Below are 22,528 nucleotides of genomic sequence, written 5' to 3'. Positions count from 1 at the left end.
GTCGTGCGGCGGCCGGAACATCTCGGGCGGGGGCGGCCCCGGGGGTGGGGGCGATGCCGCGGCCGGGCCGTCGGCGACTGCGGCGGGCACGGCGGGCGTCGAGCGGGCAGGCGAGGAACGGGTCGGCGGCGGGTCAGCCGAGGACGACGCAGGACGCGGCGGGGACCGCGATCGAGCCGCCGCGCCGGGGCAGACCCGTCGACGGGTCCAGGGCGAACCAGGTGACGTCGCCGGAGCGCTCGTTCGCGACGTAGAGGAAGCCGCCGGACTCGGCGAGGGCCCGCGGCCAGCGCCCGGCGCAGGGCACCGTTCCGACCAGCCTCAGCGCCTCCCCGTCCCCCTCGACCGCGAACACGGAGAGCACGTCCTCGCCACGCGTCGCCGTCCAGACGAACCGGCCGTCCGCTGAGACGGCGAGGCCGGAGGGATAGGCGTCCCCGGCCGGCGCGCCGGGCAGGACCGCGACCTCGGCGAGCGGCTTCAGGGAGCCGTCCACGGCGTCCCAGCGGCACACGGTGACGGTCGGGGTGAGCTCGTTGACGACGTAGGCGTGCCGCCCACCGGGGTGGAAGGCGAGATGACGTGGGCCGGAGCCGGGACGCAGCGCGTGCTCGCGGTGCACGACGGGGCTGCCGTCCCGCAGGGAGCACACGCGCACGGAGTCCGTCCCGAGGTCCACGCTGACGGCCCAGCGCCCGCTCGGGTCGGGCTGCACCTGGTGGGCGTGCGGCCCCTGCTGGCGCCGCGTGTGGGGGCCCGATCCGGTGTGCCGCAGGACGCCGGAGGCGACGCGGGCGAGGGTGCCGTCCGGGCGGACCGGTACGGCGGTGACGCTGCCCGAGCCGTAGTTGGCGGTGAGGACATGGCCGTCGAACACACTCAGATGGGTGGGTCCGCTGCCGTTCACCGGCACCGGCGGGCCCGCGGGCTCGGGCACGTCGCCGCTCACCCGGTAGGCGGCCACCGCGCCGTCCGCGGTCTCGCTGACCGCGTACAGCGTCGCGCCCGTGGCGGAGAGAGCCAGATAGGAAGGGTCCGGGACGCCGTTCACCCTGCTCAGAACGGTCAGCGCCCCATGGGCCGGATCCACGGCGGCGGCCACGATGCCGGGCCCTCCCGCCGCCGTGAACGAGCCGATGAACGCGCGCCGTCGCCTTCCGCCGAGGTCTGCCACCGCTGTCCCCTTCCGGGTCGCCGCTGCCGCTGCTGACGCTGCTGCTCGGGGTGACGGTAGCAGTCGATCACCAGCGGTCTAGACCAGGCTCGCTCGCCCGCCGCCCCTGGACCGGGAACGGGACCGCGAGCACGAAGGCGGAGGCGGAGGCGGAGGCGGAGACGGAGACGACCGGGAAGAGCAACGGGAACGGGACGGTGGCGCTCAGGCGCCGACGGAGACGCGGCCGGAGCCGCGCAGCGGCCCGGCGAGTTCGAGGAGCGCCTGCTCCAGGGCGTGCAGATGAGCCAGGACCGGTTCCGCGGGGGCGCCCTGCGGCTCGACGGGGGCCCGCTCGGGGCGGCCCGCGCCGTCGGCGGCGGGGGCGGTCAGCGCCTCCACCGCGGTCTCCACCCGCCAGCAGGCGGCGACGAGCCGGGCGTCGTGCGAGGCCTCCGGGTCGGCGGCGACCGCGGCGAGTCCGCGCGCCTCGCGGGCGCAGTCGTCGAGCAGCGCGAGCACGCGCCGGGCGCGGCCCTTGCGCGCCCGCAGGGGGCTGAGGGGGTGCACGAGCGGGGCCAGCGAGAGGCGGACCCGCGCGAGGATCTGTTCCAGCTCGGCCACCCGCAGCGCCGGGTTGGCCGTGGTCGAGCCGGCGAGCCGGGCGGCGGCCTCGGCGGTGCAGAGGTGCACGCAGCGCAGCGCGCGCTCCACCCAGGCGTCCGTCACGGAGTGCGTGGTGACCGGGAGCACCAGCAGCACCGCCAGCACCGCGCCCAGGGCCCCCACGGCGGTCTCCGCGGCCCGCAGGGCGAGCAGAGCGGGGTCGAGCAGACCGAGCAGCCCGTACAGGGCGCTGGCCATGACGGTGACGGCGAGCATCATCCACGTGTAGGAGACGGCCGCCGTGTAGAAGATCCCGAAGACGGCGACCGCGACGACCACGGCCGACGCCACCGGCTCTCCGTGCAGGGGCACGGCCACCACAAGCCCCAGGGCGATCCCGAGAACGGTGCCGAGGAACCGCCGGAACCCGCGGACCAGCGTCTCGCCACGCGAGGCGGTGTTCACGAACACCCACCAGGTCGCCCCCACGGCCCAGTACCAGCGCTGGTCGGAGAGCGCCTGGCCGACGACGAGGGCGATCCCCGCCCCCACGGTGGCCTGCACGGCCTGCCGGGTCGTGATGCGCGCCAGGCCGGTCCCGCCCGTCGGCGGGGCGAGGGCGGCCGGCGGCGGCATGCGCCGCTCGTAGCACCACGCCCCGAACCGCACGGCCGACGACGCCGCCAGGGAGAGCGCCACGGCCGCGTAGAGCTCCGGCAGCCGGGCGGGGACCGTGTGCAGGAACTGCGCGGCGAAGAAGGTCATGAAGGCGAACACCCCGAGGGCGTGTCCGCGCGGGCCCCACCGGCGGGCGTAGCCGCCCGCGCCGACCACCGCGAGGAAGGCGAGGTCGCGGGCGACGGGGACGTCGTGCAGGAAGGCCGCCAGCGTGAGCACCGGGAGCCCGACGACGGGCAGCAGCGCGGTCGTCACGGCCTGCCCGCGCACGGTCGGGTCGGTGACCGTGAACAGTGCGAGCAGGGCGGCCAGGCCGCCCGTGACGGCCGCGGTCAGGGTGTGCCCCGCCGCCGCGCACAACGTGACGGCCAGCCCGATGCCCAGCACGGCCCGGGCGGCGAACCGCAGTCGCACCCGCCCCGGATCCGGTGCCACGAACGCCCTCTTCAGCAAGCTGCCCCGCCCTTTCCCCACCCTGACGCGCCACCGCGGGCGCGCGAGACGACGCGGTCCGTGGGACGACATGAGAAAGGCGCCGCGGAGTCCGCAGCGCCATCGACCGGGCCATCTCAGCATCCGATGGGCGACTGGTTCAACTCGGCCCGTTCGGACTGTGCCAATGGCCCAGCAACGGCCGGAGCGGGTGGGCCGCCGGTCGGCCAACGGCCCACCGGCCCACCCGCCTGCCGGTCCACCTGCCCGCCGGCCCCCGTGACACGGGCGCCCTCGGGCGGGCCGCCCCGGCCCGCCCGGTCGCGGCGCCCCGCTCACGCCACGCGCGCGTTGGTACTGTCGCGCTGATCACGTACGGGCGGGCCGATCACGTGCGAGCGAGGGACGGACGGGGCGACGACATGGCGGTGGACGAGCTGGACACCCGCATCCTGCGCCTGCTGCTGGAGCAGCCGCGTACCAGCGTGCGCGAGTACGCCCGCCTCCTCGGCATCGCGCGCGGCACGCTTCAGGCCCGCCTCGACCGGCTGGAGCGCGACGGCGTGATCACCGGCTCGGGGCCGTCGCTCTCCCCCGCCGCGCTGGGCCATCCCGTGCTGGCGTTCGTGCACATCGAGGTCACCCAGGGCCACCTGGACGACGTGGGCGACGCGCTGGCCACCGTGCCGGAGATCGTCGAGGCGTTCTCCGTCACCGGTGGCGGCGACCTCGTCACCCGGGTCGTGGCGCGCGACAACGAGCACCTGGAGGACGTGGTCCAAAAGCTCATCAGCCTGCCCGGCGTGGTGCGCACCCGCACCGAGGTGGCGCTGCGCGAGCGCGTCCCGCACCGGCTGCTGCCGCTGGTGGAGTCGATCGGGCGGGCGGCCGCGAAGTAGCGTCCCGCTCCGCAACTTTCGGTCGCGTCACCACCGTTGACGCCCCAGCGTCCCCCCTCTAACGTCTGGTCGAGCCGCTTGGTCGACCATCCGCACGTTGTTCGCCATACCGAACGAACAGGTCGGTGCGCGGCACGCGGACGCGACGCCACCGGTCGGCCGACGGGCCGGATCACCGGGGGACGGGACGAGCCCGGAGCACCCGTGGACCGAGGAGCCGAGCACCGTGGACCGGAGGAGCAAGCACATGGCACCGCCCTTCACCCGACGCACCCTGCTGCGGAGCGCGATGCTCGCCGCAGCCGTCCCCGCACTCTCCGGCACGGCGGTCGGCGGCGCCTCGGCGAGCGCCCTCCCACCGCCCGACGCGTGGTCCCTGCAGCCCTTCCCCCTCGAGGACGTCGCCCTCGGGCCCGGCGTCTTCGCCGCCAAGCGGCAGCTGATGCTGGACCACGCCCGCGGCTACGACGTGAACCGGCTGCTTCAGGTGTTCCGCGCCAACGCCGGCCTCTCCACCCTCGGCGCGATCGCCCCCGGCGGCTGGGAGGGCCTGGACGGGGAGGCCAACGGCAACCTGCGCGGCCACTACACCGGCCATTTCCTGACCATGCTCGCGCAGGCGTACGCGAGCACCGGCGACCGGGTGTTCGCCGACCGGATCCGCACCTCGGTCGACGCGCTCACGGAGGTCCGCGAAGCCCTGCGCCACGACCCCGCCGTCCTGACCGTCGACGGGCGGTTCGGCACGGCCGTGGAGAACGTCCGCGGCTCCCACCGCTACGTCGACCTGCCCTCCGGCGTCCTCGACGGGGCGGCCGAGGTCACCCTCGCGGCCTGGGTGAAGCCCACGCACGACGCCGCCTGGACCCGGATCCTCGACTTCGGCGACGACACGACCCGCTACCTGTACCTGGCCGCCCGCAACGCGAACGGGGTGCCCCGGTTCGCCATCACGCGCGGCGGGGCAGGCGGCGAGCAGGGACTCGACGGCACGGCCGCGCTGCCCCTCGGCCGGTGGAGCCACCTCGCGGTGACCCTCGCCGGGAGCGTCGGCACCCTGTACGTCGACGGCACGCCCGTCGCCCGCAACACCGCCATGTCGCTCACCCCGGCCGCCCTCGGCACGCTCGCCGACCACTGGCTCGGCCGGTCCCACTACGCCTCCGACCCGGTCTTCGCGGGCGCCTTCGGCGGCTTCGACGTGTGGTCGCGCGCGCTGAGCGCCGACGAGGTCACCGCGTTGCAGGACGGCCGGGCGGCCGGCGACCTGGCCTCCTACGCCTTCGAGGAGACCTCCGGCGGCACGTTCGCCGACGCCTCCGGGCGAGCCCTGACCGCCACCCTGCGCCGCACGTGGGGCGCCCCCAGCCATCCCGGTTTCCTCGCGGCCTACCCGGAGACCCAGTTCATCCTGCTGGAGTCGATGACCGGCAGCGACTACACCAAGGTGTGGGCGCCCTACTACACCGCCCACAAGATCCTCAGGGGCCTGCTGGACGCCCACCTGGCCACCGGGGACGACCGGGCGCTCGACCTGGCGTCCGGGATGGGCGACTGGATGCACTCCCGGCTGTCGAGACTTCCCGGAGCCACGCTGCAACGCATGTGGGGCATCTTCTCCAGCGGGGAGTTCGGCGGGATCGTCGAGGCGGTCTGCGATCTCCACGCCCTCTCCGGCCGGCCCGAACACCTCGCGCTGGCCCGGCTGTTCGACCTGGACCGGCTCATCGACGCGTGCGCCGCGAACACCGACGTCCTCGACGGGCTGCACGCCAACCAGCACATCCCGATCTTCACCGGGCTCGTGCGGCTGTACGACGCGACGGGCGAGGAGCGCTACCTGAGCGCCGCCAGGAACTTCTGGGGCATGGTCGTCCCGCACCGGATGTACGGCATCGGCGGCACCAGCACGGGCGAGTTCTGGAAGGCGCGGGACGTCGTCGCGGGGACCATCGGCGCGACCACCGCCGAGACCTGCTGCGCGTACAACATGCTGAAGCTGAGCCGGACGCTGTTCTTCCACGAGCAGGACCCGGCCTACATGGACTACTACGAGCGGACCCTGTACAACCAGGTCCTCGGCTCCAAGCAGGACCGGCCGGACGCGGAGAAGCCGCTGGCCACGTACTTCATCGGGCTCGGCCCGGGGCACGTGCGCGACTACACGCCCAAGCAGGGCACCACCTGCTGCGAGGGCACCGGCATGGAGAGCGCCACCAAGTACCAGGACTCGGTGTACTTCAAGGCGGCCGACGGCGGCGCGCTGTACGTCAACCTCTACAGCCCCTCGACCCTCACCTGGGCCGAGAAGGGCGTCACCGTCGCGCAGCGCACCGACTTCGGCCGAGAGCAGGGCAGCACGCTCACCGTGCGCGGACGGACCGCCGCCTTCACGCTGCGGCTGCGCGTGCCGGCCTGGGCCACGTCGGGCTTCCGGGTGACGGTCAACGGGCGCGGGGTGGGCGGCACGGCCGCGCCCGGCAGTTACTTCACCGTGGCGCGGACCTGGCGCGACGGGGACGTCGTCCGGGTGGCGACGCCGTTCCGGCTGCGGGTGGAGAAGGCGCCCGACGACCCGTCCCTTCAGACCCTGTTCTACGGCCCGTTCCATCTCGTCGCCCGCGATCCCTCGACCGAGTACCTGGAGTTCGGCCTGTACCGCAACGCGGCACTGTCCGGGGACCTGCTGCCGTCGCTCACGCCGGTGAGCGGCGAGCCGCTGCACTTCACGCTCGACGGCACCGGGTTCGCCCCCTTCCACGAGGGGACCGAGGACCCGACGCACGCCTACGTGCGCCGCGTCGAGCCCCGGGTCGTCTTCGGCAACCGCGACTCGGGCGTCGCCAACCCGGCGAGGACGGACGGCGTCACCCTGCTCGACGAGGTGTGGGCGGCGGCTCCGTTCGACGGCAAGCCGGCGCTGGTGGCACGGGTGCGCGCGACGGTGGACGCCTGGGTGGCAGGCGGCCTGCTCGGAGCGGCCGACGGGGAGCGGGTCGTGGACACCGCGCGCGGGGCGACCTACGTGCGCTGACGGCCGCGGGGGCGGGCCGCGCTACGACCGGCGGCGGGGCTTTCCGCCGCCCGCGCCGCGCCGGCTCCCGCCGCCCTTGGCCCCGCCGCTCTTCGCGCCGCCGCCCTTGGCTCCGCCGGCGCTCTTCGCCCCTGCGGTGCGGCCCCGGATCCCGCCGGCCGCGCCCCGGCGCGGTGCGCCGCCCGGCTGCGGCTTGCGGCGTTCGTCCTTCTTCTGATCCGCCGCGGGCGCCTGCTGGGCACGGCCCCGCGTGCTGTTCACCGTGCGGCCCCGGACGATGCCGATGAAGTCCTCGACCAGGTCGCTGGTCGCGTCCTCGGGCCAGGAGAGGGCGACCTCCGACTGCGGGGCGTCGACGAGCGTGCGATAGGTCAGGTCGCGGCGGTGGTGCAGACGGGCCAGGGACTGGGGCACGACGAGCACGCCGATGTTCGCCGCGACCAGTTCGATCGCGTCCTCGGTGGTCGCCGGGCGCTCGAAGGCGGCCTCGCCGGGCGGCCGCTCCCAGCCGACGACGTCGTCGAGGGGATGCAGGACCACCTCGTCGGCGAGGTCGTCCACAGTGATCTCCTCGGCGGCGGTGATCACATGGTCCCTGGGCACGACGACGACCGTCGTCTCGGTGTACAGGGGGATGGCGCTGAACACCTCGCGGTCGACGGGCAGCCGCACGAAGGCCGCGTCGGCGCCGCCCCCGCGCAGGAGCGCGTCGGCCTCGGCGGGGGACGTCTGAAGGAGGACGAGGGGGGTGTCGGGCAGGCGCTCCGCCCAGATCCGCGCCCATTTGGCGGGCGTCACTCCGGGGACGTACGCGAGCCGGAAGGAGGGGGAGTCCGCGGAGTCGGTCATCCCGCCAGGTTACCGGCTGTGGTCGGGGCCCTCCGCCGCGGCCGATACCCTGGACTGCATGAAGTCGCAAGCGAACACCCAGACGATGAAGGCCGCCACCGCGGCGAAGAAGCTGGGTGTGTACCTCCCCGCCACGCCCGCCGAGTTCCAGGAGGGCGTCGTCACGCGCGCCGAGCTGAACGAGCTCCAGGCGAACCCGCCCGCGTGGCTGGTCACGCTGCGCGAGAGCGGACCGCACCCCCGGCCGGTGGTCGCGGCCAAGCTGGGCGTGTCCATCGCCGGTCTGGCCCGCGGCGGGGTGACCGACGCGCTCACCACCGAGGAGATCGAGGCGATCAAGGACGCCGGCCCGGAGTGGCTGGTGAAGGAGCGCGCCACGCAGGCCGACGTCCGCAGGGAGTCGGCCCGCATCAAGAAGCGCGACGCGGAGCGCACGGAGTCCTGACCGGCCTGCTCCAGGGGCTTCGCCCGCCCGGCGCGGGAGCCGCCCCGGTGCGCCGCGTCCGGTGCGCCGCGTCCGGTGCGCGTTCCGCGCTCGCCCGGGGACCGTCGTTCTGACTACGATCTGGGCAGGTTCACCGACGTGGGTGTTTCGAGGTTGCTGGGGGTTGGGATGGTTGCTGGTCGTGTGGTGCGCTTCGACAGTCAGCGCGGTTACGGGTTCATCGCGCCCGACGACGGCGGGGAGGACGTCTTCCTGCACGTGAACGACATGCTGATGCCCGAGTCCCAGGTCCGCCGGGGCATCGTGGTGGAGTTCGAGATCGAGGACGGCGAGCGCGGTCCGAAGGCCTCCGGCGTGCGGCTCGCCCGGGGTGAGGACGGCAAGCCCCTCGCCGCCGACGACGACGTCCTGTGCGACGTGCTCAGCACGGACGAGTTCACCAGGGACGTCACCGAGGCGCTGCTGACGGCCGCGCCCTCGCTCACGGGCGAGCAGATCCTCCAGGTGCGCGCCGGGCTCGCGCAGTTCGCGAAGAACCACGGCTGGGTCGAAGGCTGACCCGCGCCGCCTCCCGCCGCGGCGGGAGCCGCGCGACCGGAACCGGGTGACCGGAACCGGATGACCGGATCCCGTCCGCGTACCGGGCTCGCGCCGCCGGGCCCGACGACGCCGCGCTTCCGCGGTGACCTGCGACGTCCCTCGCCCCGACCGGCAGGTCACCGCCCCTTCGCCGATGGGGCGACCCCGTTGTCAGTGGCTTGATCTACAGTTCCCGACACTTGATCACAGCGGGTGCGGGAGGCACGCATGGGGTGGGTGTCGGCCGGCGACTACGAAGTCGCTCTGGATGACGGCAAGGTGGTGTGCCGCAACGCGGCGGGGCGGCGGTTGAAGTCCGTGCCGCCCAAGATCGCCGACGAGCCGGCGGTGGTGGGGCTGCGCCGGCTCGTCGAGTGGCTGGAACGGCACGAGCAGCGCTGCCTGGCCGACGTCGAGCGGTGGATGGTGCGTTCGCTGCCGGTGCCGTTCGCCGTCGTCGCCCACGTGTGGCCCGACCCCGCCTGGCGGGCCGCGCTGCGCGACCTCGTGGTCACCGGGGACGACGGCGAGGTGGCGGGGTTCCTGCGCGACGCCGACGTGGAGCGCGGTCTCGGCCTGGTCGACCTCGACGGCGACACCGTGCGCATCTCTCCCGACCTCGTGCGGCTCTGCCACCCCGTGCTCCTGGACGACCTCGAGGAGCTGCGGGAGTTCGCCGTGGAGCTCGGCGTCGAGCAGCGCGCCCAGCAGCTCTTCCGCGAGGTGTGGCGACGGCCCGCCACGCTCGACGCGCAGGCCACCTCCGTCGAGGAGTACGCGGGCGGCGCCTTCAAGGAGCAGCGGTTCCTGCACGGCCGGGTCACCCAGCTCGGATACCGGGTGCGCGGCGGCAACGCCGTGACGTCCGTCCTGGAGGACGGCCGCACCGTCGAGGCCCGCGTGTGGGTGGGCGACTACGAGGGCTACGAGGAGGCCGAGACCGGCCCGCTGACGTTCACGGACGCCGCGGGCAGGGCGCTGGAGCTCGGCCAGGTCGGACCGGTGGCCTGGTCGGAGGGCATGCGCATGGCGGCTTCGCTGTACGCCGGACGCGACATCGAGGACGAGGAGCGGGCGGCATGACGACCCACTACGAGAACACCGCCGCCGTCCTGCTCGACGCGGGCGCCGTCCTGCCCCCGGGCAGCACGACCCGCGAGGACGCCGACACGCTCACGGTGCGCACCTACGGTCATCCCGCGCTCGACGACCGCAGGATCGTGCGCCTGGTGCCGGGCACCCTCGGCGAAGCCGAGGACCTCGCCCTGGACTTCCTCGGACTGACCCGCGAGGCGCCCACGCCCGAGGTGGGCCAGGTGCGACGCGAGACGCTCGGCTTCCCCGCCTGGGCGCTGGTCAACGACCCGGCGAACGGCCATCACGCGCTGGCCCTGGTCAAGGACGTCGAGCGACTCGCCCGGCAGGCCAAGTCCCGCCCGGGCAACGCCAAGGAGGGCTTCGAGGAGCTCGGCGCCCGGCTCGGCCGGACCGTGCCGCACTTCCTGCCCACCTACTACGAGCACGCGGCCCGCGTCTTCCTCCAGCACGAGAACACGACGTACGCCTCCGCCTTCTTCGGCAAGGCCCGTGAGGCCGAGCGGGTGCACGCGCTGGCGGTCGACGAGGAGCGTCAGCGGGCCGTGTTCCTGGAGTTCGCCTTCGCCGGCGCGCTGACGGTCAAGGCGCTCAAGGAGCACGTCAGGGCCCTCGCCGCCCGGCTGGACCCGGCCGCCGCCTGGGCGCAGTTCCGGCAGCTGACCGTGGAGCGCTGCGCGGCGGGCATGCCGCCGTACGCATCCCTGCCGCAGGACGCGCGCGGTCTGATCAGGGCGGCCGGTCTGGACCGGGTCGCCGAGGAGTGCGCGCTGGTCGCCGACCTGCTCGCCTCCCCCGCCGCGGTCCGTGCTCCCGCGTCCTTCTGGAACTCCTACCGCTCCACGCTCGCCGTCCTCGCCGGGCAGCGGCCGCAGGTGCGCGCACGACTGCTGGAGATCATGCCCGCGGGTCTGGGCCGTACCGTCGAGGACGACGAGTTCTGGCTCGCGCTGCTCGCGGAGTGCGGCGCGGACCTGCTCCTCACCGGGGAGACGGCGTCCGACGTCGACGCGGCGGAGTGGCTCGGACGGTGGGCGCTGCACCGCAAGCACGGCGGCACCGTCAGCGGCCGTTCCCCGGCCACGCTCGCCCTCGTGGAGCGCATGGCGCCGCGGCTGCGCGAGCTGGGCCGGCCCGTCGACCTGTGCTCGGGGCGCTGGCACTGCGGCGCCGACCTCGACCTGCTGGACCTGTGCGTGGCGCAGGAGGTGCCGCTGGTCCTGCCGGCCGCCGACCGGGTCGTGCATCTCTCCCTCGACCGCTGGCTGGGCGAGACCCGCGGCGGTCGGCGCGATCTGGCGGCGACGGCGGCCGATCCGCGCACGCGTCGTCTGCTGTACGCCGGCGTCGGCGCCGTCAGCGGCGCCCGTCCGGGCGCCGAGGTGCTGGAGGGGCTGGCCGCCCACCCCGTGCTCGGCGACGTGCTGCGCGAGTGGCTGGACGACGCGGCCGGCGACCTGGCCGCGGCGGTCGGTCTGCCCGCCGCGCGGGCCGCTCTGGAACGCCTGCAACCCTTCCGCACGGTGGCCGCCCGGGTCAGCCCGGCGGCCGTGGCCCGGGTCGCCGCGCGCGAGGTCGCACCGCTGCTCGGACACACCCTGCGCGCGGGCGTGCCGGACGAACTGGGCTGGCCGGCGCTCGAGGAGGCCCTGCGCCGGATCGACGCCGAGACCAAGCCCGGCCGTGATCACGACAATCCCCTGACGGTCCACGAGGCGTGGCCCGCGCTGATCGTCTCGCGTGAGCACAAGGTGTTCGTCGTCGGCCCGCAGGAGATCTGGCTGGAGCACGACCTGCGGCTGCCCGTGCCCCCGAACCGCTGGCAGCGTCCCTCGTTCCGCTACACGGACGGCGAACTGCTGGTGATGTGGCGGCAGGACGGCAAGCAGTTCGGCTACTGGTCCGCCCGCCCGGCCGACGTGTTCACGCTCGGCGGCGAGCAGATCCCCGCCTACTGGTACGGCTCCTCCGAGGCCGGCGCGCCGTCGGTCCCGCTGCCCGGCGGCGGGCGCGCGAGCGGCGGGCGCACCCTGCACACGGGCGACACCGTCCTGCCCGCCACCCGCCGTGTCCTCGGCGACGGCTCCTCCTGCTGGCGGCAGGGCCGCCAGGGCCGGCAGCAGGTCTGGCTCGAGTACGACCCGGCCACCGGCACGCACGGGCGTGCCTCCCTGCCCGCGTTCCTGCGGTCCGGCATCCGGGAGGACGCGACGCTGCTCCAGGAGGAATGCGAGCTGCTTCCTCTCCAACCGGGCCTGGAAGAGACCCCGTTGGGAACCGACGGAAAGGTCCTCGGCCGCTGGGTGCGCACCGAGGGCGAGGGCGCCGAGGCCCGTACGGTCGCCGGCACGCCGGACGGCCGGACCGTCGCCCTGCCCTGGTCGGGCGGCCGGGCGCCGGGCGTTCCGCTCGGGGCGCTGCGGCTGCCCGGCGGGGCGGAGCCCGTCGCCGTCCGCCTCCACCGCCAGATCGCCCTGTACGCGGGCGACGACACCGGCCCCGCCGGCGAACTCGGCCGGGTGACGCCGATGGAACGCGGCGGCGAGTTCGCGGCGGGCACCCGCTTCGTCCCCCCGGTCGAGTACTGGCACGCGCTGCGTCCGCGCGACGAGCAGGCGTCGGCCGCGCTGCGCGCGCTGACCGACGAGCAGGCGGCCGAGATCGTGCGGAGCGCGGCGCGGGCGCTGGCCGAGCGGCAGGCGGTGCTCGACGCGGCCGGGGCCGTCGACGGCACCTCGAGGAGCCGGTCTTCGGCCCCCACGGCGGACGAGGTCGTGCAGGAGACCGTGTCCCGTCTCCTGCCGGCGCTGCGCGACCGCAGGCTGGTCACGGGGGTCGGCGCCCTCGTGCGCGCGGTGCTGCGCCTCGCGGTGTCGACCACCGCGTTCGTGACGCCTGCGGTCGCCCGGCCGAAGACGCGGAGCAGCCGGGTCGACGGCATGTTCGCGGACCTGAAGCCCGAGTACGGCGACGACCAGACGCTGCGCGAGGCCGTCACCGGCCTCTCCCCGATGCAGGGGTGGTGGGGCGGCGAGACGCGCTGGGCCACGCTGCGGCAGATCCGTGCCGTGAACCACGTGCTGTCCGGGAAACCGGCCGACGGCAAGGCCCTGCCCGAAGCCGCCCGGCCGGCCGGCGCCGGCGACGGATGGCGCAGCGACGAGTTCACCGTGCCCGGCATCGGCCCGGTGTGGACGCCCGTGCTGGACGTTTTGCGCCCGCTCGCCTACCGGGCCGCCGGCCCCACGACGACCGCGCAGCACCGGAGGCGCTGCTGCTGCTGCTGGAGGCCGTCGCCGACGGGCCGCTGGCCGCGCCGACGGGCGGGCTGCGGGAGGTCGTGCTGAGGGAGCCGCACGACAAGCAGGAACGGGCCGGTCAGGTGCTGCGCCGGGAGGGCCGCACCGTCGTCGTCCTCGGCTGCCAGAACATCGACCGGCAGAACGGGCGGGTGGACTGGCTCGCCCTCGACCACGATCCGTCCGGACGGTTCGGCGCGATAGCCCACTTCACCCTGGTGCGGGAGACCGCGCGCCCGGCGGCGTACCCGGCGCCCGCGCTGACGGCCGTCACCGCACTCGTCCGGGACAAGGGCCCCGCGCCCTGGCAGCCGGAGGCGCCCGACGCGCTGGCCTCCGCCACGCTCGGCGGGCTCGGGCCGGTCCAGGCGGCGCTGCTGCTCGCGGGCAACCCGCCGCAGCTCACCGACGAGGTGAGCGCGGCCACCGGGTTGAAGCCCCGCCAGAAGCAGCTGGGGGACGGCCTGCTCGCGTCGGTGGGCGTCGGCGACCGGGCGGCGCTCGTCGGGGCGCTGCTGCCGGACGCCCCCGGGGACCTGTGGACGGCCGGACCGGACACACGGGCGGCCGGACGGGTGTGGGCCGAGCGGCTCGCCGACGTCGTACGACTGCCCGAGGAACTCGCCGGGGACCTGGCGCTCGACGGGCTGCCCACGGGTTCCGCGGAGGAGGTCCTCAACCCCCGGCTCACCCCGTGGATCCACCGCACCACCGTGCAACGGCCGGACAAGGACGGAAACCTCGTCGCGGAGGACCCCGCTGCGCTGCCCGGCCGGTACGACCTGACCCGGGCGGTGGCCGCGCTGGCCGGGCTCGCCTACTCGCTGCCGTACGCGCACCCGCTGCGGGCCGCCCTGCCGGAGAGCCTGGCCGCGGTGCGCCGGCGCGTCGCCGACCCCGGGCTGCTGATCGACCTGGACGTCGCGTGGACGGACAAGGGTTCCTCGACCGCCGTCGAACTGCGCAAGGCCTACGGGTTGCCGCCTGCCGGGGGCGCCGACGCGCACGGCCTGACGGCCGCGGGCGAGGCGCTGGCACTGCGGCCGTGGTACGGCGACCAGGAGACCGTCCTGGTGCGGCCCGGCGCCCTCGGCGACCCCGACGACCCCGTGTTCGGGCTGGTCGAGGGCCTCGTTGGCCCCTCGCGGGGCCAGGGCATGCGGGCCTTGCGGACGCTCCTGGGCGAGGACCTCGGCGCCGCGGTCGCGGCGGGGACCGATCCCCGGGGTCCGTCCGGCCACGCGCAGGACCCGGCCTTCAGCGTGCCCGAGCTGGTCGCCGAGGTCGCCGCCCGGCTCGACCTGGGCGAGGACGCGGCGGCGCTCTACCTCCAGCTGCTCGCCCTCCCGGATCCCACGGACCGCAACCGCGCCCGCTGGACGGGACTGCGGCCCGCCCGGGCGAAGAAGGCCCAGGCCGAACTCGCGGCGACCGGGGTGGTGGTGGAGGCCAAGCGGGCGCGGGCGGGCCGCACGCTCTTCCTGCCCTGCGGCTGGCTGGACCTGAAGTCTCCGGCCCTGCCGGTGGAGACCTGGAAGGAGGGCCTCTACCCGGTGCGCGACCGAGTCCGCGCCGTCCCTCTGGTCCCGGTGCCCGAGCTGTTCGCCCGCGCGTGGGAGCGCGTGCGCTCCGGTGACGCCCCCGCCTACGAGGAGCTCACCACCCGGGCCACCCGCAAGGGCCGCCGCCGATGATCACCGTCCCCTCACCCCTGGAAGAACCCGCGCCGATGACCGCCACCGCCGTGTCCCCCGCCCCCGAACGCCAGATCGTGCCGCCCGAGGACCGCCACGCCGCCGAACTGGCCTTCCTCGCCGCGTACGACGACGGGCCGCGCCCGCCGGCCTGGCGGCTCACCCCGCGTGCCGTCGTCACCTTCGTGATGGGCAGCGGCGGCCGGGCCTTGAAGCTGCCCGAGGGCGTCGACTCCCCGGAGGGAGTGCCGCGGCGGCTGGTCGTCGAGGACAAGTTCGTCGGCGACCGGGCGCTGGTGGAGCGCTGTGTGGTCACCCTCGCCGGCGAACGGGGGCTGCTCCTCGTCGGCGAGCCCGGAACCGCCAAGTCGATGCTGTCCGAGCTGCTGTCCGCCGCCGTCTGCGGCACCAGCGGCCTGGTGGTGCAGGGCACGGCGGGCACCACCGAGGACCAGCTCAAGTACGGCTGGAACTACGCCCTGTTGCTGGCGCAGGGGCCCAGCCGGCAGGCGTTGGTGCCCTCGCCGGTGCTGGCCGCGATGTCCCGGGGCGCCGTCGCCCGCGTCGAGGAGGTGACGCGCTGTCTTCCCGAGGTGCAGGACTCCCTGGTGTCGCTGCTCTCCGAACGGCGCATCGCCGTCCCCGAACTGACCGGAACGGCGGAGGCGTTGGCGCACGCCGCGCCCGGCTTCAACCTGATCGCCACGGCCAACCTGCGCGACAGGGGCGTCTCGGAGATGTCCGCGGCCCTCAAGCGCCGCTTCAACTTCGAGACGGTCGCACCGATCCCGGACCTCGACGCGGAGACCGCGCTGGTACACCGCCAGGCCCGCGCCTCGGTGGAGCGGGCCAAAGCCCCCTTCCAGGTCGACGACGCCGTGCTGGAGGCCCTGGTCACCGCCTTCCGCGATCTGCGGGAGGGACGGTCGGCGGAGGGCTGGGAGGTGGAGCGGCCGTCCACGGTGATGAGCACCGCCGAGGCCGTGTCCGTCGCGGGGGCGCTGGCGCTCTCGGCCGCCTACTTCCCCGGGGACCGTGACGTCCTGGGGCTGCTGCCCGGTCATCTGCTCGGCGTCGTCCGCAAGGACGACCCCGCGGACGCGGCCCGGCTGCGCGGCTACTGGGACGGCCCCGTCCGGCGCCGTGCCGAGCAGGGCTCCGCCACCTGGCGCACCCTGTGGGAACTGCGCACGGTGCTGGAGGGCTGACGGCCGTGTCCCCGCACCCCACCACGCCGGACGGCGAGGGCGGCGCGCTCGTCGCTCCCGCCGAGGCGCTCGCCGCGCTGACCGACCCGGCCGGGCCCTACCTCGTCGGCGTGCGGCACCACGCGCCCTCGCTGGCCGCCGCCGTGCCCGCGCTGCTGGACGAGGCGAAGCCGGACGTGCTGCTCGTCGAGCTGCCGGCGGAGATGCAGGAGTGGCTCCCCTGGCTCGGGCACGCGCGGACCCGGGCCCCGGTCGCGCTCGCCGCGGCTTCGGGCGACGCCGGAAGCGGCGCGAGCCCGGCGTTCTACCCGTTCGCCGACTTCTCGCCCGAGCTGGCCGCCGTGCGCTGGGCGGTCCGGCGCGACGTCCCCGTGATCGCCTGCGACCTGCCCCTCGCCGACCGGGCGTGGGGCGAGGGGCACGACGACCCCGCGCCGGGAGAGCCCCTCGGGCTCACCAGGGCGCTGCGGGCCCGCCTCACGGGCCGCCCGGGGGACGACCTGTGGGACCGGCTCGTCGAGGCGACGGCGCCCGGCTCGCCCCCCGAGGCGCTGCGCCGGGCCGCGCTGCTGACGGGGTGGGCGCTGCGCGCGGAGACGGCCGCCTCGGGCGGGGTCGCGGCGCTCGACCTGCGGCGGGAGCGGTGGATGCGGGACCGGATCGCCGAGGCCACCGCGGGCGGCGAGCGGGCCGCCGTCCTCGTCGGCGCCTTCCACGCACCGGCGTTGACGGGCGGGGCCGCGCACCGGCTCGCCGCACCGGGACCGGACACGCACGTGGACACGCACGCGGACGCGGACCCGGACCGGTCCCCGGACGTGGTCCCGGACACGGACCCGGGCAAGCCCGGTCGTCTGAAGGGAACCCGGCGGGTCTCCTGGGTCACCTCGCTGATCCCGTACGCCTACCCCCTGTTGGACGAGCGTTCCGGATATCCGGCCGGCATCCGGGACCCGGAGTGGCAGGACATGGTGCTCCGGGCCGCCGGCGACCCCGTCGCGCTGGAGGAGGCGCTGACGCGGGCGGCCGTGCGGGTGTGCGCGCAACTGCGTGACCTGGGGCATCCGTCCGGGCCGGCCGACGCGCGCGAGATCGTCCGGGTGGCCTCGGACCTGGCGCGGCTGCGCGGACTGCCCGCGGCCGGCCGGGGCGAGCTGGTCGAGGCGGTGCAGACGGTCCTCGCGCAGGGCGAGCCCTACGGCAGGGGCCGGGCCGTCGCGCGGGCGATGGAACGGGTCCTGGTCGGCACCCGCACCGGGCGGCCGGCGCCGGACGCCCCGCGCAGCGGACTCGCCCCGGCGGTCGAGGACGAGGTCGCCGCGCTGGGCCTGCCGGGGCCGGACGGCTCCTCGGGCGCCGCCCGCGAACTCCGGCTCGACCCGCTGCGCTCCGACCTCGACCGGCGCCGGGAGCTGCTGCTGCGCAGACTGACGGTGTGCGGGGTGCCCTACGGGCAGCCGAAGGACGTCGTCGGCGCGGGCGGCGCCGAGGCGCTCACCTCCCGCTGGGAGGCGCGCTGGACGCCCGCCACGGCGGCCGTGCTGACCGCCGCCGGGGCCCGCGGGGTGACACCGGCCCAGGCCGCCGAGGGCGTGCTGCGGGAGCGGCGACGGGCCGAGGTGGAGGACGGCGGGCCGACGGCCGCACAGGTCCTGCTCGGTCTCGAGCAGGCCGCGCGGTGCGGGCTCGGCGCGCTCACCGACGAGCGCCTCGACGACCTGGCCGAGGTGCTGCCGCAGGCCGGAGCCCTGCCCGAACTGCTCGCCGCGCTCGCCCTGTCGGACCGGCTGCGAGCCGGACACGTCGCGGGACTGGGCGCCGACGCCGGCCGTACGGCCCGGGCGACCGCCGTCGCCGAGCTGCTCACCGCGGCGGCGGTGCGCCAGGTGGAGGGCCTGACCGGTTCGGAGGATCCGGCCGACGCCCATGCCCTGCTCGAACTCGCCCACCGCGCCGACCTGTTCGGCGGCATCCGGCTCGCCCACGCCCTCGAGCGGCTGGCCGAGGACGGCTCCCCTCTGATGCGCGGCGCCGCGGGGGCCGTCCGGGTGCTGCTGGGTCAGGAGGACCCCCGGGTTTTCGGCGACCGGGTGGCGTCCTGGGTCGACGGCGCGGTCGACGCCGAGTCCCGGTCGGCTCTGACCGCCCGTCTGAGCGGCGTGCTGACCGCCGCGGGTCCCCTGCTGGAGGCCGCGGCTTCGGCGCTGGAGCCGCTGCTCGACCGGGTGTCGGAGCTGCCCGACCGGCGGTTCCTGGACCGGCTGCCGGCGCTGCGCGGCGGCTTCGACACCCTCAGCCCGGCGGCCCGTGACCGGCTGCTGGCGTCCGTGGAGGAGCGCCTGGGCGCCGCGCGCGTGGCCGACACCGACGGCCTCGACCCGGCCGCCCTCGCCGTCTGGGCGGGCGCGGACCTCGCGGCCCGCGCCGTCCTTCGCTCGTTCGGACTGCTCCCCTCGCGGGACCTCGACGAGCCCTCGTCCCCCCGTCCCGCCACCACGGAGCCCGCAGCCGCCCGCACCGCCGTCACGGCACCCGCCGAGGAACCGGAGGAAGCAGCGGGAGAGGGTGCGGGAACGACAACCGGAGTGGGTGCGGGAAGGGGGGCGGGAGAGACGTCGGCGGAGGCGACGGCCGAGGATCGTCTCCTCGCGCCCGCCGACCGCTGGCGGCTCGTCCTGGGCCGGCGCACCGACCGACTGCCGCCGTCCGCACGCTCGTTGGCCACGGCCCTGGACGAGCTCTACGGCAGCGGCCGCGGCGAAGGCAGCCGGGGGGACCTCACGGGCCGGGGCGGCCCCGGCGGCCGGGAGACGCCGTATCCGGGGGTGCGCGAGTGGTCGCAGGAGCTGGCGGCGCTCTTCGGGCCGGGCATCCGGGAGGAGGTGCTGGCGGCGGCCGCGGCGGCGGGCCGCGACGACGTGCTCGCCGAGCTGGACGCCGACAGTGCGCGGCCCTCGGTCGATCTGCTGCGCACGGTGCTGCGGCACGCGGGCGGGCTGCCCGAGGCGCGGCTGGCCGCGCTGCGCCCGCTGGTGCGCCGGCTGGTGGAGGCCCTGACCCGGCAGCTGGCCACCCGGCTGCGTCCCGCCCTGCACGGCACCGCGCTGCCGCGGCCCAGTCGCCGGCCGGGCGGCGGGCTGGACCTCCCCCGCACCCTGCGCGCCAACCTGGCGACCGCCCGACGCGGCCCGGACGGCACGGTCCGGGTCGTCCCCGAACACCCGGTGTTCCGTGCCCGGGCCCGGCGGTCGGCCGACTGGCGGCTGATCCTGGTGACGGACGTGTCGGGTTCCATGGAGGCGTCCACCGTGTGGGCGGCGCTGACGGCCTCGGTGCTCGCCGGGGTGCCGACCCTGTCCACCCACTTCCTGGCCTTCTCCACCGAGGTCATCGACCTCACCGGCCATGTCGAGGACCCGTTGTCGCTGCTGCTGGAGGTCAGCGTCGGCGGGGGCACGCACATCGCCGCGGGCCTGCGGCACGCCCGCGAGCTGGTCACCGTGCCGTCGCGCACCCTCGTGGTGGTCGTGAGCGACTTCGAGGAGGGCTACCCGCTCGGCGGGCTCCTCGCCGAGGTGCGTGCGCTGGTCGGGGCCGGCTGTCACGTGCTGGGCTGCGCGAGCCTCGACGACTCCGGCCGGCCGCGCTACTCCACGGGCGTCGCGGGCCGGCTGGTCGCCGCCGGCATGCCCGTCGCCGCCCTCAGTCCGCTCGAACTCGCCCGCTGGGTAGGGGAGAAGATCGCATGAGCCAGGATGTGCTGCCGCCGGTCGCGCCGTCCGTCACCGCCGAACTCGTCGAGGCGCTCTCGCCCCGGCTGCGCAAGCGGCTGGACGCGGGGGTCGCCAAGCTGGCGGCCCGTCCGGTGGTCCGCGAGGGCGACACCGTCCGCATCGCCGTCGACGACGAGACCGAGCTGGAACTGCGCGTCGTGGGCGGTGCGGTGAGCAGCGCGGACGCCATCCGCTGCGGATGTCTGCTCGCTCCGGACTGTCTGCACCGCGCGGCGGCGGCCTCGGCCGCACCGGTCGCCGAGCCCGCACCGCCGTCCGCCCCGGCCGCTGACGCCGACGCTGTCGCTCCCCCAGCCCGCCCTTCCGCCCCAGCCCCTCCTTCGGTCTCCGCCGCGGGTGGCGCCTCGGCGGCTGACTCCGCTGGTGCCGCTCCTGCCGCAGCCGACCCCAACGCCGCGCAGCCGGAGGCCCGAAAGGGCGAGGGCGCGCCGCAGGCGACGGCGGACGAACCAGCCGGTCCCGGCCAGATCGACGCGGCGCGGGCCGTGTTCGACGCTGCCGCCGCCGTACTGGACGCCGGCGCCGACGGGTCGGGAGCCGTGCTCCAGGCGGAACTCCTGCGCGCCGCGCACACCGCACGGCTCGCGGGGCTCCCCCGTGCCGCCGCAGCGGCGGTCTCGGTGGTCAACGGGGTCCGCGCGGCCCGCTCGGACGATCCCGCGCACCGGCTGGCCGACCTGGTGGACGCCCTGCGCCTCGCCCTCGGCGTGGCGCACCGGCTGCCGTCGGCGCGCGGCCCGGAACTGGCCGACCTGCGCGGCACGGTCCGGCAGCCCTACGCGCCGGACGGCTCCCTGCGCCTGTACGGGCTCTTCTCGGAGCCCGTCCTCACCGCGACCGGCTACGCGGGCGCGGTCACCTGGACCGCGGACGCCGAAGGCCGCCTCTACTCGGTCTCCGACGTCGCCCCGGGCGGCGCGGGCCGGGCGACGGGCGCCGCCGACCGGGCTGTCCGCATCGGCGACACCGCCCTGACCCACCGTGAGCTGTCGCGCGCCGGGCTCGCGGTCTCCGGCGCGACGGTCTCCCCGACCGGGCGGCTCGGCGCGGGCGCCGGGGTGCGGGCGGTGCGCGCCGCCGGCGTCGCCTGGAGCGCCGAGCCGCTCGACAGGCTGTGGGCCGCGCCCGTCGCGGAGCAGGTCGCCCGGGCTCTCGACGGCGGCCATGACCTGCTGTTCCTGGACGTCACCCTGGCGGGCACGGTCCGGGAGGCGACGGGTGACAGTCTGCTGGCCGACTGCGCCGGTCTCACGGTGCGGCTGGCGACCGCTCACGAGGACCCGGCGCTTGCGTACCGCGACAACCTCCGGCTGCTGGCCGCCGCCCGGGGCAGCCGGCTGCGGATCGTGGCCCGGCTCCTGCCGGGGCCGCTGCCGCGCGCGCTGCTGCTCGCCGCCGAGCATCCGGCCGACCCCACGGCCCGGGTCGACCTGGGCCTGGACCGTCTCCAGCACGCGGACCTGCCCCCGGCGGCCGCCGCCCCGGTCGCGGTCCACCCCGTGGACGAGGCCCCGCTGCACCTGCTGCGCCGCCGGGTGCACCAGGCGGTCTCCGGGGGCCGCCGGGTGCTGGCGTTCCCGGGCGGCGCGGCCGGCGACGGCGCGCGGCTGCGTCGCGTCGGCCTCGGCACCGCGGCCGACCTCCTCGACGCGCTGCACGCGGCCGCGGCGGACCGTTCCCGTGACGCCTTCGGCCGGCTGCTCCCGGCCGACACGGGCCGCTTCGCCCGGACCTGGCTCGCCTCGGCCGTGTACACCGCCGAGGCCGAACGGGCCCTGTGCGCCGCGGCCTGGGGCGCGGCGATCCCACGGCCCGGCGACCCCACGACCCGACGACCGGAAGCCCTCGGGCCTCGCGATCCGGCGATCCGGCGATCCGGCGATCCGGCGATCCGGCGATCCGGCGATCCGGCGATGAGTACGACTCCCTGAAACCAGTGGGCTGAAACCAGTGGGCTGAAGCCGGTGGGCTGAACCCGTCCTGCCCACCGGCCAATTAGGTCAGGATCTGACCTCCATCGCTCCTATGGTGGTCCTACGACCGCGGAACAGCACTCACGGAAGAAGGCACCCCATGAGCAAGCCCACCACGCCCGCCGGCCCCGACGAGACCACCGCCGCAGCGCCGGCCGTCAGCCGCGAGCGTGCCGACCTGCTGGAGGCCCTCGCCAAGCAGCGGCACTTCCTGCGCTTCACCGCCCGCGACCTCACCGACGAGCAGGCCGGCGAGCGGACCACGGTCAGCGAGCTGTGCATCGGCGGGCTGATCAAGCACGTCAGCGCGACCGAGCGGGGCTGGGCGGGCTTCATCGTCGAAGGCCCCTCGGCCCTGGGCGACTTCAGCGCCATGACCGAGGCCGACTTCGCCGCGCGGGCCGACGAGTTCCGCATGCTGCCCGGCGAGACGCTGGCCGGGGTGCTCAAGGACTACGAGGCGGTGGCCGACCGCACCGACGCCCTGGTCGCGTCCCTGCCCGACCTGGACGCGGCGCACCCGCTGCCGTCGGCGCCGTGGTTCGAGCCGGGCGTCCAGTGGTCGGCCCGCCGGGTCCTGCTGCACATCGTCGCGGAAACCGCCCAGCACGCCGGTCACGCCGACATCATCCGTGAGGCCCTGGACGGTTCGAAGAGCATGGGCTGAGCGGCGCCGAACCACCCGGGGGCGCCGGGGCCACGTGGCCCCGGCGGTGCGGGCCCACCTCGGGCGTCGGGCGCCACGTCGCCGACGCCGCCCGTGTCCGGCCCCGGTCGCCCCCCCCTCGCC

12 protein-coding genes and 1 pseudogene are annotated in these 22,528 nt (G+C 76.0%); 10 read left to right on the top strand and 3 right to left on the bottom strand.

Translation table 11 applies throughout. The features are described from left to right. Nucleotides 1-133: 133 nt before the first annotated feature. On the bottom strand, nt 134-1,174 hold the full coding sequence (locus KMS84_RS30055; protein WP_256919629.1) for a lactonase family protein: 1,041 nt from the start codon (nt 1,172-1,174) through the stop codon (nt 134-136). 204 nt (nt 1,175-1,378) lie between these two features. Beyond that, on the bottom strand, nt 1,379-2,890 hold the full coding sequence (locus tag KMS84_RS30050) for an FUSC family protein (protein WP_256919628.1): 1,512 nt from the start codon (nt 2,888-2,890) through the stop codon (nt 1,379-1,381). Between the two features lie 401 nt (nt 2,891-3,291). On the opposite strand from KMS84_RS30050, the gene KMS84_RS30045 reads away from it, so the two are divergent. Next, nucleotides 3,292-3,768, top strand: a complete 477-nt coding sequence (locus KMS84_RS30045) for an Lrp/AsnC family transcriptional regulator (RefSeq protein ID WP_256919627.1) — start codon at nt 3,292-3,294, stop codon at nt 3,766-3,768. Nucleotides 3,769-4,015: 247 nt separating this feature from the next. Further along, nucleotides 4,016-6,802: a beta-L-arabinofuranosidase domain-containing protein gene (locus KMS84_RS30040; protein WP_256919626.1), complete on the top strand. Its 2,787-nt coding sequence runs from the start codon at nt 4,016-4,018 to the stop codon at nt 6,800-6,802. A 21-nt stretch (nt 6,803-6,823) separates the two neighbouring features. Here the strand turns inward: KMS84_RS30040 and KMS84_RS30035 are convergent, their stop codons facing one another. After that, nucleotides 6,824-7,651 (bottom strand): LysR substrate-binding domain-containing protein, encoded by an 828-nt coding sequence (locus KMS84_RS30035; RefSeq protein ID WP_256919625.1) that lies wholly within the window; start codon nt 7,649-7,651, stop codon nt 6,824-6,826. A 58-nt stretch (nt 7,652-7,709) separates the two neighbouring features. Here KMS84_RS30035 and KMS84_RS30030 point away from each other — a divergent pair, with 58 nt between their 5' ends. The 8 genes and pseudogenes from KMS84_RS30030 (at nt 7,710) to KMS84_RS29995 (ending at nt 22,405) form a co-directional block, all read left to right on the top strand. Then, a complete protein-coding gene (locus tag KMS84_RS30030; protein ID WP_256919624.1) occupies nt 7,710-8,096 on the top strand; it encodes a DUF5997 family protein in 387 nt (128 codons plus the stop codon). Between the two features lie 168 nt (nt 8,097-8,264). Beyond that, entirely contained in the window at nt 8,265-8,654 is a 390-nt protein-coding gene (locus KMS84_RS30025; RefSeq protein WP_256919623.1) for a cold-shock protein, read from the top strand. Between the two features lie 249 nt (nt 8,655-8,903). Then, on the top strand, nt 8,904-9,758 hold the full coding sequence (locus tag KMS84_RS30020; RefSeq protein ID WP_256919622.1) for a DUF4132 domain-containing protein: 855 nt from the start codon (nt 8,904-8,906) through the stop codon (nt 9,756-9,758). Beyond that, nucleotides 9,755-14,763 (top strand): annotated as a pseudogene (locus KMS84_RS30015) (hypothetical protein). Before KMS84_RS30020 ends, KMS84_RS30015 begins: the two are co-directional and overlap by 4 nt. Nucleotides 14,764-14,798: 35 nt before the next feature. After that, on the top strand, nt 14,799-15,971 hold the full coding sequence (locus KMS84_RS30010; RefSeq protein WP_256919621.1) for an ATP-binding protein: 1,173 nt from the start codon (nt 14,799-14,801) through the stop codon (nt 15,969-15,971). 5 nt (nt 15,972-15,976) lie between these two features. Next, nucleotides 15,977-19,720 carry a DUF5682 family protein gene (locus tag KMS84_RS30005; protein ID WP_256919620.1) on the top strand — a complete coding sequence of 1,248 codons (3,744 nt, stop codon included), beginning with the start codon at nt 15,977-15,979 and terminating at the stop codon, nt 19,718-19,720. Then, entirely contained in the window at nt 19,717-21,696 is a 1,980-nt protein-coding gene (locus KMS84_RS30000; RefSeq protein ID WP_256919619.1) for a hypothetical protein, read from the top strand. The genes KMS84_RS30005 and KMS84_RS30000 overlap by 4 nt, the downstream gene beginning before the upstream one ends. A gap of 142 nt (nt 21,697-21,838) precedes the next feature. After that, nucleotides 21,839-22,405: a DinB family protein gene (locus KMS84_RS29995; RefSeq protein ID WP_256919618.1), complete on the top strand. Its 567-nt coding sequence runs from the start codon at nt 21,839-21,841 to the stop codon at nt 22,403-22,405. Nucleotides 22,406-22,528 lie beyond the last annotated feature (123 nt).

The sequence above is a fragment of the Streptomyces hilarionis genome (assembly GCF_024539675.1).
Lineage (GTDB): Bacteria > Actinomycetota > Actinomycetes > Streptomycetales > Streptomycetaceae > Streptomyces > Streptomyces hilarionis.
The sequence above is the reverse complement of the archived record's forward strand: the minus strand, read 5'-3'. Positions and strand labels throughout refer to the sequence as shown.